Raw genomic sequence first — 15,323 nt, 5'->3', positions numbered from 1 at the left:
TCGCTACGATAGCGTCCTCTTTTTTCATGTATATTTGGTTGAAAAGCTTCTATTATATTCTTTATTTAGGGTTAGCTATTAAGTCTAAGAAAAAAACGTTAGTTTTTCACTGGTCTCGAACCGTCCCCGCGATTCCCCCGCGATTCCCAGCGATTCAAACCAGCGATTCCCCGCCGATCCCCCCAACCAACCAGCTCTTAGCCCGATGAAACCCAACAGGCACTTGAATAATCGTCGTTTTCTTTGCATCTTCTAGTTCGTAAATCTTATCACATCCATTAATATCAAACCCAAGCAGGGGATGGCCGTTCATGCCAAGTGCGCTTGCTGTTAACAAGATTCGCTGAAGCAGCATCCCCGCTTCGATGTGTTGGATGCGATAACCTCTGTAGCCAAGTTCTGCTTTGTGATGCTCTCGTTCCCCAACGATATGGAGACAAACTGGGACTTGATGCAGATTAACATTGTGAAGGGACATCCCAGCCTGGAGGCTAAAACGAAAGTCACCTTCTTTTATAAGAGAGAGAGAATGGGAAGCGGCGTCATACCGATATGCACCGTTTGGGATGCCGTCAATCTGATAAAAGCAGCCATAAATGGAGAGGCGCGGCCTCTGATTTTCTTCTTTATCTAGATCATTATCATATCTATAGGAATTCATGCTTTCCTTAAGCAACGAAGCAAGCTGAACCTGATCCAATTGATGTGAACTAAAGTCCATGTCTGGAGAATAGCGGTTACAGCAAGCTTGAGCGAAGTCACTGGATAGGGGCTTGGGTTCTGGCAAAGCGATTTTTATCTTACTATTCCTTTTTTCTTCTCTTGTTCCTAACTTTCGGAATAACTCAGTAGATTCAAGGAGCGTCTCCTGATGAAGCTCCGCGATTTCAGGGAAAGGCAAGACGTTTTCCGAACGTTGAACATACGTCGTATGGATCTTTGGAATGGTGCTCCTCAATTCTGTAGCTGTGCTCTTACTGAGCGTTTCATCATCTGGGATTTTATACTCTGAAAGCGGGATTACGGCATAGGTGCTTTCCTCCTTACCGTCTAGCCCGAGTAGGTGATTGATTGCTCCATCCAGAAATTGAACATGAACTTTAGGATGGAAACAACTCTGTTTACATACCTCTAACAGCTGCCCCGTCAGCGCGCCAGCATCCAACCCCTGAAGACGATATGAAAAGTTGTGGTATTTAAAAAAGTTTTTCCAAAACATTGTGGTAATGATGACCGCTCCAAAACAATTGGAAAGGGTCGAGCTATTTCCAAGTGCGCGCGTGAAGTAAGCATCAACGTTTCCCTTTCGAAGCAAGAGAAGGCGATGATGTGCGACATCATAGTGATAGATTCCGTGTGGTAAGTTTTCTAGCTTCAGATAAACATAGAGTTCACTCGGGTATAAGCCGCCACCCGAAGGCGGGAAGCGGCGGAATCCTTGCATTGTTTCAGCTGATTCTTCACCTGTAGAAGACGGGAATGCGGTCAGGTGAAACTGAGTTAGCCCATACACATACCAAAGAAAATGACCGATCGTATTCAGATCAGGGCTTGGGACAGGGTGCTGATCTTCAATCGCTGGTCTATCGTAAGAAAGGCGGTATTCTGGTAAGTCGCGGTACAGCTTAAAAGGATAAGGAGCGTCATCCCAATTCACTTCCCAGTTCGGTGGTGTCACACGTTCATTTTGAAAATGAAGCTGGTGTAAAAACAGGTCGAGATCCATGACATACCTCCTTGCCACGTTAAGGAAATGGATGCGGATAAGGGTTTAGCTCCTCAATTGTTAGTTCTCGATCAACATATCCTAATTGTTTCGGAACCGTTAATACTCGACTTAAGCCTGTGACACGTCTCAGATGATGGCCAAATGTCATTGGAAGCATGCCGGGGATGATCACTTTTGCGCAGTGGAGTCCGTTTCGTTTAATTTCAGGTGTTGTTTGATCCACGACGATCACATCCAGGTTTAATTGACGGAACGTTTGTAACAGGCTTTGCAGGTCATCGGTTAGATCATCATGAGGTTTTGGCGGTTGAAAGGCTTCTTGGAATGTTTGCAGCGGTCGATTTTGATTTAGTAAAAAGTGAAGGCGTTTTTCTGCTTCAGGAAGTCCATAAAGCATGCCGTGATCATCCATTTTCTTCACCAGCGAAGAATCATGATACATGGCTAGAAAGTCTTCTTTTTTCTGTTTAAATTCTTTATTTAACGGTGTGATCATGCCCACGCTTTCAAAGATCGCGCTTTTCACGGCGCGAACGGGATCAAGATGGGCACCAGCTGCACACATGAGATTTAAGCGATCATAGTCTGAAGTGCGGTTCTTCGTAATCGTTAAAATACATGGAATGCCGTGTTCCATCGTGGCATTGTATAAATAAAGATCATAACCCGTAATCTCCTGCATCCGGTCAATCATCAAGTGGAGCTCTTCGTCGTTTGATGAGTAAGGATCAATTTGCGGGAGCGGGAGCTGGGCGTACCAGGTGATGAGAAACGAATCGCGTTCAAGCACTTCCATCATGCCGTAGAAAATGGCTTCTTCAAGACTTCCGCCTATTGCACAGCCGTTTGACGTTTCAAACACAAATCCGTCGCCACAGCCCATGCTGTAATAGGCGAGACGTTCCGGTACGAGGATCGGTTCTTTCTTTAGAAGGGAATAGCCCCACACCCAGTTCATTTTTCGATCAGGATGAAAAGGGGTAAACGGATACCCACGCTCGGCATACTGTTCCTCAGCATGAACACCAAGTTGAAGCGGGTTCAAAGCGCGATCCAGGTTACGATAGGAATCGTATACAACGGTTCTTTTTCCTTTCGGGTCAATCCCACACGAACGTTCCAATCCTTCCAGTATCGCTGTCATTTGACTCATCGCATAGGAATTTGTTCTTCCCGCAGAGCCTTCATTTCCGTTGAATAGAGGGAGGTTCACAATCGCATCCGCATACGTTGTTTCAAAATCGATCATCAGACGATTTAAAAGGCCAGTGCGTGAATCAAGGTAATCCTTTGAGAGCACGTTTCGTAAGTCGTCGATCGACCGAGTGCGGTAGCCGCTGACTTTTAGACTTGGTTTTAACGTCATCACCTCATCCGTATCTTCTGGAAGAGAGCTGCACACCGAACAATAGGCATCTGGTAAGATCCGGTGGCGAGAGCTTTCAAGAGTTGCCATGTTTAGGAGGTGGATCGCTCCATCTAATTCCGTAGAATGAGACGCGAGCACTTCATTTTTAATATATTGAGCCATATGCAGAATGCCTGTTTGTGAAACCCATTGATCCTGAATGGGGTTGCCTTTGGTGAAAGATTGTTGAATTTTCCATAGATCCTCACGATCGGTTGCGGCCATCATCTTTCGCGTATCGGCACATTGGGAACAGCCTTCTTGACCGGGACGAACGAGTGGGCCGATCACCCCTTCGCCAAATGAGAAGTAGGCGCGTAGCCAATTGATTCCGAGCTCTCGTGACACTTCTTCCGCTTGTTTATGGAGTGAGGGATTCCAGCCGTCGTGAATAACGAGCAATAAGGATGTGTTCTCAGGTATTGGCTCTTCAAAATCTGCGCGAAGCGTGAGGGAAGAGTGGGGAGCGAGTTGCTCAGCTACGCAATCCCGAAGCAGACCGTTTCCAACTAAGGTTACGTTAGCAATCACGTCATTTCCCCCTCTCGTAACAACACGCCAAAGATGTTTATGACTCTATCTTTTTCAAACGTATCAAGCTTTATTTTGATAATCGAGAGCTTGTTGAAACGGTTCATAACAGAACGAAGAACAGTCGACTGGTTGTGTGGGGCATATGAAGGGATATCAATGGACTGAATCGATTTATCTTTAAAAGGAATGGTCGAAAAAGAGAGTTCTGCTGAAATAGTGTTATTTTGCGCCTCTTTCACGGCTTGTAGGAGCGCACGTCGTAATGCCAGCTCAAGCGTCATCCCGACGCTCCCGTACCAGCGGTTATCCGATGCTCTTCTCCATACGACCGGAAGTCCGTACGTATCTTTTCCTAACGCAAGATCCGGTACTTTTTTCATCGAGTTTAAAACTTTCAAATAGTAGCGACAGGGATTGTCTTCAACCTGTTGAGGTGCGAATCGATAAATGCCTTCCATGCACTGATCGGCTTTCTGATTCCATTCCTCTTCTAACGCTGTTTGCAGCGCGCGACTCACAGCCTCAACAAACGTATCTCCAGCCCCTATGTGGAGATCGTTTTGTGAGTACGTTGCCTTTTCGAAAGAAGAGGGAAGTGACGAGATAATTTCTTCTTTTAATGGCAGAACGTATTCCTCGATTCCAGTCAATCCCGCATCAATCCTTGCTTCTTCGTGTGTTAAAGCTGAACTTATTAAACTTGGATGTAACAGAGACGATCCGGATGGTTTCACGTTAACTGACTGAATCTCACACTGAGCTAAAGGTAATTGACTCAGTTCATCTTCTTCCCACTTATGAAAAATGCCCAGCTGGCTGGTTAGCTGACTGAAATAGTAAAGAAGTTTGTTCGGATCTTTTTTCTTCTCTTCACTAAATTCGTTGGAGACCTTTTCAACTTCAATCTTTCCTGAGACGAGCGGATGATGGCGATAGGGATGCCATTTGCCTTCAAGAGTTTCGAGATTTAGCAGAAACGCCTGATTGTTCGAAAGGAGAGGAATGCCTGTGCTCCTTTTAAACCATTCAAATACGACCATATTTGCGAGCATTGCGCCAGCAGGTGGTGAAAAAGAGCCGGAGTTAGCCGATTCTACATGTAAACTTCGCCATGCTGATTCCCAGCAGCCGCTGTCTTGCGTAACGAGCGGGCCGGCCATTCCCACTCCTTTTGTACAGATGGCGGGAAGAAATGGCTTTTTCTTTTCTTTACAGGCGTGCAGAAGACTGCGGAGCTCCTGGACATTTTCTTCGGAAGACACATATAAAATTGCGTCAAATGGTTCGATCTGCCTTTCCCAGGCGATCGGTCCTCTTTTCACCAAAACTTCAATAGAGACTTCAGGATCTGATTTTCTTGCAGCTGTTTCTAATTGTTTGATTCGTTGTGGGTTCATCTTTTCATCTGTTAGTAGCGTCTGGAAACGAGGCAAACCAGATGTAAGTAATGATGAAGCAAGGGCTATTAACATGGCTCCTTCTCCAACAACGAGAACGCTTTTCTGCCGGTATTGCTGAAATCGATAAGCTCCAGAATCAGTAAAGCTTTCGATGTATTCAATTTGTGAACGAAACTTCTCCACCACATGTGACGGTAATTGGTGGGGAAGATCCTGACTAACGTCACGTAGAAATCCATTTGTATACAGAGTATCTGTAATCTCGTAAACGCGATCACGGTAGGGCTTTGTTAGTCCTTCAGTGAGGGTTTCTAGTGAATACTCACCGTTATACATCGGGATCAGTTTTTCAATCCATTGTTGGATCGTGTTCCCTTCCATTCGAAAAGACCCTGCATTGTTGCGGAAATAAACGCTACTCGGCTCTGGCATGAAGAAAGTGCCTTTCTTTAGCTTTAAACGCATGGAAGGTTGAACATTCGTCATGACATACCTCCTGACCATAGATCTGACTTCATACTATGAGTCTATGTTGGCGGTTTTGTCTCATATGTGTGGACAAGGTGGGGAAGGGGGATTGAAGGTGATTTCTGGAGAAGTTGCCTAAGGGTTAAGGGAGGTGCGCTTGATTTTAACGTTTCGCGGAATAAAATTGATTTCCGCGGAATTAATTCGTTTTTCGCGGAATAAAATTGATTTTCGCGGAATTATCATGGTTTCCTCCACCAAATAGGAGGAATGTGCAAGAATACTAGAGCGAAACCGATCAACTGACGAAAGAGCGCTTATCTTTCCATAGATAAACGCTCTTTTCTACTCCCAACCTATACAAAACACACCAGAACGATCCATTTTCAAATAGAATCGGTACACTTTTATATATCTTAAAATAAGGAGACGATCATACTGTGCCTCGTATCTTTTCAACTGAGTTTTTTTGTAAAAACTGTTTTCGCGATTTCACTCCCGGCCAGCACGTTGCTTATCTAGTCGAGAAGCATGATACCGTATGTGAATCTTGTTCGACCCATGAACATCACATTGAATGGCGAATTGTTAATGATGTTTTTTGATTAATCCGCTATCGATTTTTTTGACGTTTGCTCTACCCATTCTACAAATGAATTGCCATAGAAGTGTTTGTTCATATCAGATACGATGGACATAAACTGAGCTCGTTTGTGTGGATCCATTTCTTTCATATAGTTCCAGAATTGATATTCGTAAGTGGAAGATGTACGCAGAGTGTTCTCACCTTGTGGGCTGAGTGATACATAGGTAACGCGTCGATCCTGATTCTTTTTCGTTTGGATGACCAGGTCTTTTTTTGTCATACGGGTTAAGACTTGAGCGACCGTTGAAATATCCAGTAGACTCAATTCAGCTAGTTTGGTGAGGGTGATGGATTTTTCTAAATACACAATCCACAATATATGTTGTTCTGCCTGAGTGATCCCCAAATCTTTTGCGGCCATTTGCCATTCCTTATCTAACACTTTGAATGCCGCTCGCATGTGATTCATGATGTAGTGCAATTGGTTTTCCATACATCGATCCTTTCCAAAAGAGGTTTAGTTCTATTTTACTATAAAATACAACGAGCAGGAAATAATCTGATAGATTAGAAAAGTCATAGTCGTTACCTAGTGAAGCTTCTTTAATTGAAAAAGCTGATCGTCATTAGGAAAGTGCTTTTAAACCCGCAACCATCGTTCAAGATACGATTGAACCACAGTAGCATGTATTGGAGAATAACGAAACGACCAGGAAGCAACGTATCAGTACGAGGCTTTTTTGGCTTGTTTTCACGTGAGGATCGAAAAAGAATGATTGTGTGAAGAACCTTTTTTTGAAATAATTAACATCTGAAAAACACATTGAGATGAGGACAGAATCATGAATTTAAAAGTAGCGGCAGAGATCCATCGAGTGGGTCTTGAGGTTGGATATTTCGAAGTAAAAGATGTCATTCAGTGGACGGACCAATTAATAGAAGAACTAGATCACCCTCCAATTGAGCTGATTGACGTGTCATTAGCAGTGAATCAGCACCCTGCTGAGGTGCGTTCAAAACTAAAGCTTGTTAAGGGGCATGTAGATGCTACGTTTATAGTAAAAGTGATCCTTGGACTTATAAATGAGTACCTGAAAGAGAGTCGGGATTTTTCTAATGTTGGATACATGTTGACAATGGTTAACGAGATACCATTAGAAGACAGCGAACTGGCTAGTGAACTGTGGTGGGTGATGGAGTGGGAGATACTTGCTATTAAAGAGCTTGCGGGTAATTTAGAAGATGCAAGGAAAGGGATTGAAGATTTCTTGAAACAGTTTAGCGGTTATGAGAAATACTATACACCTGAGAAAACAGTCGTTAGGTGATTGGAAATGGGTAGGTAGGAAAAGGACTTCTTGAATGAATTACGAAGAGGTATCTATACCCCTCATCGATTGGTTTGGTTGGGGGCGCCTACTCATTTAATAGGAGGAGATCAATTGAAACTAGGAGCATTTTCAATTAGTTTAAGTGTCAAGGATATTCATCGTTCAAAAGAATTTTATGAAGATTTAGGGTTTGAAACATTAGGTGGAGACATTGAACAGAAGTGGCTTGTTTTGAAAAATGACACAACCGTCATTGGTCTATATCAGGGCATGTTTGAGAAAAACACGCTAACGTTTAACCCAGGCTGGGATCACAATGCTGAAAATTTAGAAGAATTCACAGATGTACGCGACCTACAAAAAATGTTGAAAGAAAAGGGAGTTAGCTTAACAAAAGAGGCTGATGAGGAAACAGAAGGACCAGCATATCTTACACTGTTCGATCCGGATGGTAATCCGATCTTAATTGATCAACATCGTTAAGAGGTTAAAAAAAGGAAAAAGGCGCGAGAGGCGCCTTTTTCTAATTGAATGCTATTTCGCATTTTCATCTGGCTGATGCACACCAAAGATATTCCCTTCCGTATCCTTATAATAGCCCTGCCACGCCATCCCCGGCAGCGCGTATTTTGGCAATGCAACTTCACCGCCTTTTTCAAGAATCTTTGCTTCCGTCGTATCGTAATCTCCTACTCCCATCGTACAGGCATAGCCGTTGACAGGCTGACTTGGTTCCGGAGGTGGACCTTGCCGCTGCATGAGGGCACCATTGATCCCGAGCTGATCGTCACTGCCAGTGATTACGCCTAAATAAGGCATGCCGGCGTATTCGCTCCAGTCTTCAAATGTCCATCCAAATACTTCTCCGTAAAAACGCTTCGCCCGGTCCATGTCATCAACGTGAATTTCGAAATGCACGAGTCTTCCCATAATTACCTCCTAAGTGGTCGTTGTGTCTTCCTCATGTATGTTCGATAAGGTGCTCGAGCACTCCTTCTAGTAGGAAGGCAGATTTTTAGGAGAAGGAGGATTCTTTTATTTTATCGAATAGGTAAAAGGAAGAATTTCAATAAGGAGAGGGTCGGATGCTGTTTATGCTAATCGTGAAAGCATCGAAGAATTCGGAAGCTGGAAATCTACCAAGTTCTGAGCTGATGGAAGCGATGTCAACGTACAATCAAGAATTAGTAAAAGCCGGTGTTCGGGTTATGGCAAAAGGGCTGCATCCAAGTTCGAATGGATGGCGTATTTCTTATCCACACGGTGAGCCAGTCGTGACGGAAGGTCCGTTTTCTGAAACACAAGAAATCATTGCCGGATTCATTCTCATTGAGGTGGAGTCAAAAGAGGAAGCGGTTGAGTGGGCGATGCGCATGCCAGACCCGCAAGGACATGGTGAGGGACAGGTTGAACTGCGTCAGGTCTTTGAGTAGCTTTCATTCATGTGCAGTAGGAGGAGTAACAATGATTTATGAACTTGATCAAGCTGAATTCTACAAATGCGAAAGGTTACTAAATGGTATCGGACATGTCGAAACAAAAGCCGTCATTGAAGGGAATAACCCGGGGCGCGTTTTTGTCGATGATCTTCACACTCCTAATTCAGGACTCATCTGGTTAGGAAATCACGATGGTTTCTTTTTTATTGGAGAGGAAGAAAATGAGGGGTTTCTTCAGGAAATAAATGAGTATATAGATAAGACCATACTTCCTGAAGCAAGGAAATTAGGCTTAACAAATTTTATCGCTATTGGAAATCATTCAAAATGGGATGAAATGATCGAGATGCTGTTCGCGCATCGTTACATGCAAAAATTTAATCAACATGTGTTTCGTTATGAATCTCTTATAGCGCATCCTCAACCTTCTGCTAAACCAGAATATGAGGTGATAAAAATCAGTGAAGATCTTCTTTCGAGTCAGAACCGCTCGATTCAGAATAAAAGCTTTTTACTGTCAAAACTAAAGGAATTCTGGGCTTCACCCAATGACTTTTTGGATAAGGGAGTTGGGTATGGTGTTGTCAATCAGAATCAGTTGGTGAGTTTATGTTTTTCTGGATTTGTAGCTGGAAATGTTCATGGGCTCGATATGGAAACAATGGAGGAGCATCGGGGAAAGCAATTAGGTCAGCTGGCAGCTTCAAGTGTGGTAAATGATTGTGTGAATCAGGGTATAATCCCATACTGGGACTGTGAAGAAGCCAATCAACCATCAAATGCGATTGCGAGAAAGATCGGGTTAGAGAAATCATTTTCTTACCATGTTTATATTTTTCCGATTGATACCTGAATACAAGAAGAGGTGAGGGTATGGTTTCAAGTGGATTGGAATAGGCGTAGGTAGTGTGGTTATCTTGGCTTGCTATTTCATTTCTGAAACGAAATGAGTAAGCTTTTTTTATTTTTTGATTCGAGAGGTGAAGATGGATGGAAACGGAAATTTTTTTTCGAATGGCGACGGAAGAAGATTTAAGTGAGATTGTTGCGATGCTTGCAGATGATGTGTTGGGTAGTCAACGAGAGCGTCTTGAAGATCCGCTCCCGGAAAGTTACCTAAGAGCATTTCATGCGATTAGCGCAGATCCGTTTAACGAGTTAATCGTCGCCTGTCATGGCAATAAAGTGATTGGCGTCCAACAACTGACGATGACACCCTTCATCACGCATCAAGGTGGATGGAGAGCGACCATTGAAGGAGTCAGAACGGCCGCTTCTGTAAGAGGGATGGGAGTCGGAACAAAACTAATCAACTGGGCCATTCAACGTGCAAAAGAGCACGGCTGCCATGTCATCCAACTTACAACAGACAAGTCTAGACCAGATGCATTAAGGTTTTATGAGAGGTTAGGGTTTGAAGCAACGCATGAAGGCCTGAAGCTAAAGCTTTGATAAAAGGAGAGGAGGAGAAAAAGGTGAGTAAAAACATTGTTCAGACAACCGTGTTTCCTCTTGAAGAAAATGGCGGTAATCCTTGCCCGGTTGTTTTACATGCAGACCAGTTATCAACAGATGACATGCAAACAATCACGAGGGAATTGGGGCATGAAACCGCCTTTGTTCTACAACCAACTCGGTCCGACTGTGATGTGAAGTTCCGTTTCTTTGTACCATTGCATGAGATGGAAATGTGCATTCATGCGACGATCGGAAGTATCACTGTGCTCGTCAACCACGGAATGATCACTCAATCACCAGTTCGAGTTGAAACGATGTTAGGCCCAGTTAACGTGGCATGGACAGCGGAAGGAAAAATGGAAGTGAGCGTAGAGCAATTCCTTCCTGAAGTTAAAGAAGGGAAGCTGACAAAAGAGGAGATTAGTAGCGCGTTACATATCGGAATCGATCAACTGGGGGATCTTCCTATTCAATCAGTTTCGACCTCCCGTCATAAGCTCATGATTCCATTAAAAACTATTGAAATCCTAAATCAACTAGAGCCAAATTATGAGGAACTTTGGAGATTGTGTGATGATGTTGGGACTTCGGGATTTTATCCATTTGCTCTTGATGTGAATGGCCATGTCCACGCACGTCAATTTCCCAATAGAGCTGGATATAACGAAGATCCAGCAACTGGCGTAGCCGCTTCTGCTTTAGGCGCCTATCTTGCACTCCATCGGATCTTGGGAGATCCTGGCGAGGGGTGGCAAAGTTATCGCGTCATTCAGGGAGTGGCAATGGGGAGACCAAGTGTGATTCGCTCTGAGGTTTTTATAGAGGACGGGGAAATTAGGAGGACGCGGATTACAGGGAGTGCGCTAGAAGAAAAATAGTTGAGGAAATCACTCCTCTGCGGAAGTGTATAAATGATTGTTACAAAAGAACTTCTAAATAGGAAGTTCTTTTTTTATAGAGTAAATAAAATTCAGATAACTATTGTGTATATTGTATATAATGTATATAATACTGTATAGATAATTGAAAGAGGTTTTTTTTATGAAAATTATACTATCAAACACGTCAAAGACACCGATCTATGAACAGATTCATCACCAACTAAAAGATCAGATTCTAGGAGGAGAACTTAAGTCTGGACAGTCTCTACCGTCAATGCGCCAATTGGCGAAGGATCTAAATGTGAGTCTCATCACTTCTAAACGCGCTTATGAAGAACTTGAGAAAAATGGATTCATTTATTCGATCGTTGGAAAAGGTTCATTTGTATCGGAACAAAACGAGGAAATGATGAAAGAACGAAAAATGCAGGGAATTGAAGAGCAACTCGTGACGGCCATAAAAAATAGTAAAGACATTGGCGTCACATTAACCGAATTGAAAGAATTGCTGACCATTCTCTATAGGGGTGAAGAATAATGCAAGACGAAAATGTGATTGAACTCCAGAGTGTTTCTAAGTCATTTGAAGGTTTTAGCTTAAGGGATTTTTCGTTAAAAGTTAAAAAGGGGTATGTAACAGGATTTATCGGAGGAAATGGCGTAGGGAAGTCCACCACAATTAAACTGATGATGAATTTGTTGCAACCTGATAGCGGGACGGTTTCTGTATTTGGATTAAATTACAAAGATCATGAGAAAGACATTAAGCAGCGAATTGGTTTTGTATTTGCTGAAGACGTGTTCTATGAACACCTTACACTCGCAGAGATAAAAGCAATCGTAAGAAACGCCTATGTGAAATGGGATGACGAGGTGTTTGAAAAATATGTAAGTATGTTTCGCTTACCGCTAACTAAAAAAATGAACACATTTTCAAAAGGAATGAGGATGAAAGCGTCATTAAGCATCGCATTGTCTCACCATGCGGAATTAATTATTATGGATGAACCCACATCAGGATTGGATCCCATTTTCCGAAGAGAACTTTTAGATCTATTGCACGAGCTTTTACAAGACGGGGATAAATCAATCTTCTTCTCTACACATATTACATCTGATTTAGCAACAATTGCTGATTATGTCACCTTTATCCATGATGGCAAGCATATGTTCACGAAAGACTTTCAAGAGATTGAGGAGGAATATGCCATTGTAAAGGGCGGGCTGGATCTACTCGATCAGGAAACGGAGAGAGAGTTTCTAGCCGTTCGAAAAATGCCTTATGGATTTGAAGCCTTAACTTCAGATAAACAACGAACACAATTAGTATTTGGAGATATGGTTCTTTATGAAAAACCAACTCTAGAGGATATCATGTACTTCACCAAGAAAGGGGAAATGGTGATTTGTTGAACTTAATACGCAAAGACATCATCTTACTGAAAAAAACGATGCTTGTTTTATTGGCGATATTATGTGTTTACTTACTTCTGGATTTTTCCTCTATTTGGGTGGGGATCCTTTGCAGTATTGTGATCTCGATGTCTGCCTTTACGCTTGATGAAAAAACTTCTATTCACCTCTTGCTTAACTCTCTCCCTTATACAAGGAAAGAGATCGTGAGTTCAAAATATGTTGTTGCCGTTTTCTTTACAATTTTGATTGCTGTAACGACTTATATCGGTACTGTCATCATTCATGGAGAAATGCTTGCTTGGAAAGAACCATTGTTTATAGTGGCTGTTGTCATGGCAATTCTGTCATTTGTTTTTCCTTTTTGTTATAAGTTCAAAAGCCATTATCTGATGATGGCTGGGATTGGTTTAGTTGCCTTGTATTTGTTGACGGTCACTTTTGTGATTCAGGATTTAAATGATCGGATAAGATGGTTTGTAAAGTTGCTTTTAAATTCAAATTCTACTGCAGAATATATTATTATCGGAGTGTCCGTTATTCTTTTATACATAGGTTCAGGAGTAGTGTCACTTCGAATTTATAAACAAAAATGGCTGTGAAACCTATTGAAAGTAGACTGATGGTTTACGCATGTTTTCCATGTAAAGACCCCTGAAGCGCACAGCGCCCCGAGGGTCTTTTTTTGATAACCTATGTGATTGAACATGAATTTTCTTTGAAGAAAAGGATTAGAGAGACTTAATCAGGTTCAGCGACCACCGCAACGACCGCATCCACCACATCTTGCAGCACAACCACCACAGCCTGCGCAACGCGCACAACGCGCACATCCACCACACCCGGCACAACCTCCGCAGCCTGCACATCCCGCACAGCCAACGCAACCTGCACAACGGAAGCATCCGAAGCATACAAATCCAATTAAGCGAGTATCATTTGGGTCTATATTCTGATCTCCATTTGTATAATAGTTCGCTTGCTCACATGGCACTAACTCCTGAGCATGGTACTCTCCAACATCTAAGTGCTGAAGATCGTTTTGAAATTGATTCATTTCTGTCACCTCCACCAAACGTTCTTCATGGAATGAAATCCATTTTTCTAAGCGTTTATCTCGTGAAACACTTTCTTCAACACACTATGTCATTGGGCTGGGTGATGTTCCTGATGAAAGCGCGGAAAATAGGTGGACGAAGTGAAGGAGAGAAAGTTTCTAGTGTAAAAAGAGGCAGAGGGCAGTGGTATCTGCTCCATCAGCCTAAATGGAGAGGGGTACAAAAAAAGCTACTCTGGATGAGTAGCATAAAACGGTTAGTTATGTACCTGAAGTTTATTTCCATTAAGGTCATAAAAGTGAAAAAATTGATGGCCTTCATCTTCTTGAATCGGTTCCACTTTCACATCTTGGTCAACTAAGTAGTCGTAGAGTCGATGAATGTTTGACGTTGTCAGTCCAACAGAAAATTCTGGTTCACCATTTTTCAAAAAATGACCTCTCGCGTTCTCATCCGCTTCCACCAACACGAAGAGAGGCCCTTGTTCAAGTGCAAGAACAGCTAAATCACCTCGATTAAATTTTAAGGTAAACTGCAAACACTCTGTATACCAAGAAATGGACTCACTGAGATTAACGACAGGTATTCGAATATAGTGAATTCCGCTAAAAAGAGAATCGCTCATATCATTCCTCCTTACGTAATCGTTACCTCAATTTATTTCGGTAAGTTCCCATCGAGTCCTTCTTATTTATCTAATTATTGATGGATTTATTGATCGAATTTTGAAATAATTGGTATGGTAAAGAGTGATTACTTCCAAAAGAAAGTGCAGGCATTGATCCATGAATAAACAGATAATAAGTAAGGCGGAAGAAAGGATTGGGAAAATAGAGCGAGTAAGTTTGCTACAGAATCAGGGTTGTACGTCCGAAGTGCATCAAGTTGTCACAGGTGAAGGGATCTATGTCATAAAAAGTTCCTATGAACAAAGATATCGAGAATGGTTAATGAGTGAAGCCTCTGTATTAGAAAAGCTACATACGATCGCAGCGATCCCAACGCCAAAATACTATGGTTATTTTGAAGCGTCAAATAGCAGCCATCTCATTATGTCATACGAGAAAGGAATGACTTTAACTTCTGCTTTAAAGAAAGCGGAGAAGCAAGAGCAGCTATCTTTAATTAAGAGTTTTGGGCATTTTCTTCAGCGTCTTCATGAAACGACGGTTGCAGGGTTCTATCCTCACCATTGGCTCGCTGAACAGTTAAAAAAGGCAGAAGGATACGTAGCATCTGGCTATGCTGATGGAAGTTTCGAGCTTTTGCAGAAATTAATAGTGCATCAACCCTCTAACGTCCCACAAACGATGATACACGGTGACTGCACGACCGATAATGTAATGGTTGTAAACGGAAACGTGAGTATGTTTATAGACGTTGCGGGAATGACGATAGGCGATCCTAGGTATGATGAATCCTTAGCGATTCGAAAATGGATGAACCATCAGGAATACCTAGAGGCATTTTACGAAGGATACCGTCGCTATCAGGTGACTAAAGAAGAGTTCGCGTATTTTAATGAGGGGTTATATGAATTTTTCTAACTTAACTAACAATTAATTGATGGATTAACTAAAAAAGGAACAATAGCTGCTTACTAATCGTCATTATCATA

At 42.4% G+C, this 15,323-nt stretch carries 17 protein-coding genes; 10 read left to right on the top strand and 7 right to left on the bottom strand.

Going from position 1 to position 15,323, the window contains the following annotated elements:
* Positions 1-154: 154 nt before the first annotated feature.
* From PQ511_RS19155 to PQ511_RS19140, 4 genes are all read right to left on the bottom strand, one after another.
* Positions 155-1,726, bottom strand: coding sequence for a SagB family peptide dehydrogenase (locus tag PQ511_RS19155; protein WP_273853545.1), 1,572 nt, complete (start codon positions 1,724-1,726; stop codon positions 155-157).
* A 19-nt stretch (positions 1,727-1,745) separates the two neighbouring features.
* The gene (locus PQ511_RS19150) at positions 1,746-3,668 is read right to left on the bottom strand and encodes a TOMM precursor leader peptide-binding protein (RefSeq protein WP_273853544.1); all 1,923 of its coding nucleotides are present in this window, start codon (positions 3,666-3,668) and stop codon (positions 1,746-1,748) included.
* A complete protein-coding gene (locus PQ511_RS19145) occupies positions 3,665-5,557 on the bottom strand; it encodes a putative thiazole-containing bacteriocin maturation protein (RefSeq protein WP_273853543.1) in 1,893 nt (630 codons plus the stop codon). The genes PQ511_RS19150 and PQ511_RS19145 overlap by 4 nt, the downstream gene beginning before the upstream one ends.
* 587 nt (positions 5,558-6,144) lie before the next feature.
* The gene (locus tag PQ511_RS19140) at positions 6,145-6,618 is read right to left on the bottom strand and encodes a MarR family winged helix-turn-helix transcriptional regulator (RefSeq protein ID WP_273853542.1); all 474 of its coding nucleotides are present in this window, start codon (positions 6,616-6,618) and stop codon (positions 6,145-6,147) included.
* 349 nt (positions 6,619-6,967) lie between these two features.
* Here PQ511_RS19140 and PQ511_RS19135 point away from each other — a divergent pair, with 349 nt between their 5' ends.
* Positions 6,968-7,453, top strand: coding sequence for a hypothetical protein (locus tag PQ511_RS19135; protein ID WP_273853541.1), 486 nt, complete (start codon positions 6,968-6,970; stop codon positions 7,451-7,453).
* Between the two features lie 114 nt (positions 7,454-7,567).
* Complete coding sequence (locus tag PQ511_RS19130; protein WP_273853540.1) at positions 7,568-7,939, top strand: VOC family protein; 372 nt, start codon at positions 7,568-7,570, stop codon at positions 7,937-7,939.
* Between the two features lie 51 nt (positions 7,940-7,990).
* Here the strand turns inward: PQ511_RS19130 and PQ511_RS19125 are convergent, their stop codons facing one another.
* Positions 7,991-8,386, bottom strand: coding sequence for a VOC family protein (locus tag PQ511_RS19125; protein ID WP_273853539.1), 396 nt, complete (start codon positions 8,384-8,386; stop codon positions 7,991-7,993).
* A gap of 155 nt (positions 8,387-8,541) precedes the next feature.
* Here PQ511_RS19125 and PQ511_RS19120 point away from each other — a divergent pair, with 155 nt between their 5' ends.
* The 7 genes from PQ511_RS19120 to PQ511_RS19090 all read left to right on the top strand — a co-directional run bounded on the left by PQ511_RS19120 (position 8,542) and on the right by PQ511_RS19090 (position 13,249).
* Entirely contained in the window at positions 8,542-8,889 is a 348-nt protein-coding gene (locus tag PQ511_RS19120) for a YciI family protein (RefSeq protein ID WP_273853538.1), read from the top strand.
* 31 nt (positions 8,890-8,920) lie between these two features.
* Entirely contained in the window at positions 8,921-9,748 is an 828-nt protein-coding gene (locus PQ511_RS19115; protein WP_273853537.1) for a GNAT family N-acetyltransferase, read from the top strand.
* A 137-nt stretch (positions 9,749-9,885) separates the two neighbouring features.
* Positions 9,886-10,347, top strand: coding sequence for a GNAT family N-acetyltransferase (locus PQ511_RS19110; RefSeq protein WP_273853536.1), 462 nt, complete (start codon positions 9,886-9,888; stop codon positions 10,345-10,347).
* 23 nt (positions 10,348-10,370) lie between these two features.
* On the top strand, positions 10,371-11,231 hold the full coding sequence (locus PQ511_RS19105; protein WP_273853535.1) for a PhzF family phenazine biosynthesis protein: 861 nt from the start codon (positions 10,371-10,373) through the stop codon (positions 11,229-11,231).
* Positions 11,232-11,394: 163 nt separating this feature from the next.
* Entirely contained in the window at positions 11,395-11,772 is a 378-nt protein-coding gene (locus PQ511_RS19100) for a GntR family transcriptional regulator (RefSeq protein ID WP_273853534.1), read from the top strand.
* On the top strand, positions 11,772-12,647 hold the full coding sequence (locus PQ511_RS19095; protein WP_273853533.1) for an ABC transporter ATP-binding protein: 876 nt from the start codon (positions 11,772-11,774) through the stop codon (positions 12,645-12,647). Before PQ511_RS19100 ends, PQ511_RS19095 begins: the two co-directional genes overlap by 1 nt.
* Positions 12,641-13,249: an ABC-2 transporter permease gene (locus tag PQ511_RS19090; RefSeq protein ID WP_273853532.1), complete on the top strand. Its 609-nt coding sequence runs from the start codon at positions 12,641-12,643 to the stop codon at positions 13,247-13,249. Before PQ511_RS19095 ends, PQ511_RS19090 begins: the two co-directional genes overlap by 7 nt.
* Before the next feature lie 149 nt (positions 13,250-13,398).
* Here PQ511_RS19090 and PQ511_RS19085 read toward each other — a convergent pair whose 3' ends face one another.
* Together PQ511_RS19085 and PQ511_RS19080 are read right to left on the bottom strand one after the other, a co-directional pair.
* Positions 13,399-13,704, bottom strand: coding sequence for a hypothetical protein (locus tag PQ511_RS19085; protein WP_273853531.1), 306 nt, complete (start codon positions 13,702-13,704; stop codon positions 13,399-13,401).
* Positions 13,705-13,961: 257 nt separating this feature from the next.
* On the bottom strand, positions 13,962-14,330 hold the full coding sequence (locus PQ511_RS19080) for a VOC family protein (RefSeq protein WP_273853530.1): 369 nt from the start codon (positions 14,328-14,330) through the stop codon (positions 13,962-13,964).
* A gap of 160 nt (positions 14,331-14,490) precedes the next feature.
* On the opposite strand from PQ511_RS19080, the gene PQ511_RS19075 reads away from it, so the two are divergent.
* The gene (locus tag PQ511_RS19075; protein ID WP_273853528.1) at positions 14,491-15,252 is read left to right on the top strand and encodes a phosphotransferase family protein; all 762 of its coding nucleotides are present in this window, start codon (positions 14,491-14,493) and stop codon (positions 15,250-15,252) included.
* Positions 15,253-15,323 lie beyond the last annotated feature (71 nt).

This window comes from Guptibacillus spartinae (assembly GCF_028610625.1).
GTDB classification, from domain to species: Bacteria; Bacillota; Bacilli; order Bacillales; family Guptibacillaceae; genus Guptibacillus; species Guptibacillus spartinae.
Note: the sequence above shows the minus strand (reverse complement) of the source record. Positions and strands in the feature narration are given on the sequence as shown.

Coding starts and splice junctions, on each gene's coding strand:
- PQ511_RS19155 (WP_273853545.1), bottom strand. CDS start 1,726: ATGGATCTCGACCTGTTTTTACACCAGCTTCATTTTCAAAATGAACGT.
- PQ511_RS19145 (WP_273853543.1), bottom strand. CDS start 5,557: ATGACGAATGTTCAACCTTCCATGCGTTTAAAGCTAAAGAAAGGCACT.
- PQ511_RS19140 (WP_273853542.1), bottom strand. CDS start 6,618: ATGGAAAACCAATTGCACTACATCATGAATCACATGCGAGCGGCATTC.
- PQ511_RS19135 (WP_273853541.1), top strand. CDS start 6,968: ATGAATTTAAAAGTAGCGGCAGAGATCCATCGAGTGGGTCTTGAGGTT.
- PQ511_RS19125 (WP_273853539.1), bottom strand. CDS start 8,386: ATGGGAAGACTCGTGCATTTCGAAATTCACGTTGATGACATGGACCGG.
- PQ511_RS19120 (WP_273853538.1), top strand. CDS start 8,542: ATGCTGTTTATGCTAATCGTGAAAGCATCGAAGAATTCGGAAGCTGGA.
- PQ511_RS19115 (WP_273853537.1), top strand. CDS start 8,921: ATGATTTATGAACTTGATCAAGCTGAATTCTACAAATGCGAAAGGTTA.
- PQ511_RS19110 (WP_273853536.1), top strand. CDS start 9,886: ATGGAAACGGAAATTTTTTTTCGAATGGCGACGGAAGAAGATTTAAGT.
- PQ511_RS19100 (WP_273853534.1), top strand. CDS start 11,395: ATGAAAATTATACTATCAAACACGTCAAAGACACCGATCTATGAACAG.
- PQ511_RS19095 (WP_273853533.1), top strand. CDS start 11,772: ATGCAAGACGAAAATGTGATTGAACTCCAGAGTGTTTCTAAGTCATTT.
- PQ511_RS19085 (WP_273853531.1), bottom strand. CDS start 13,704: ATGAATCAATTTCAAAACGATCTTCAGCACTTAGATGTTGGAGAGTAC.
- PQ511_RS19080 (WP_273853530.1), bottom strand. CDS start 14,330: ATGAGCGATTCTCTTTTTAGCGGAATTCACTATATTCGAATACCTGTC.
- PQ511_RS19075 (WP_273853528.1), top strand. CDS start 14,491: ATGAATAAACAGATAATAAGTAAGGCGGAAGAAAGGATTGGGAAAATA.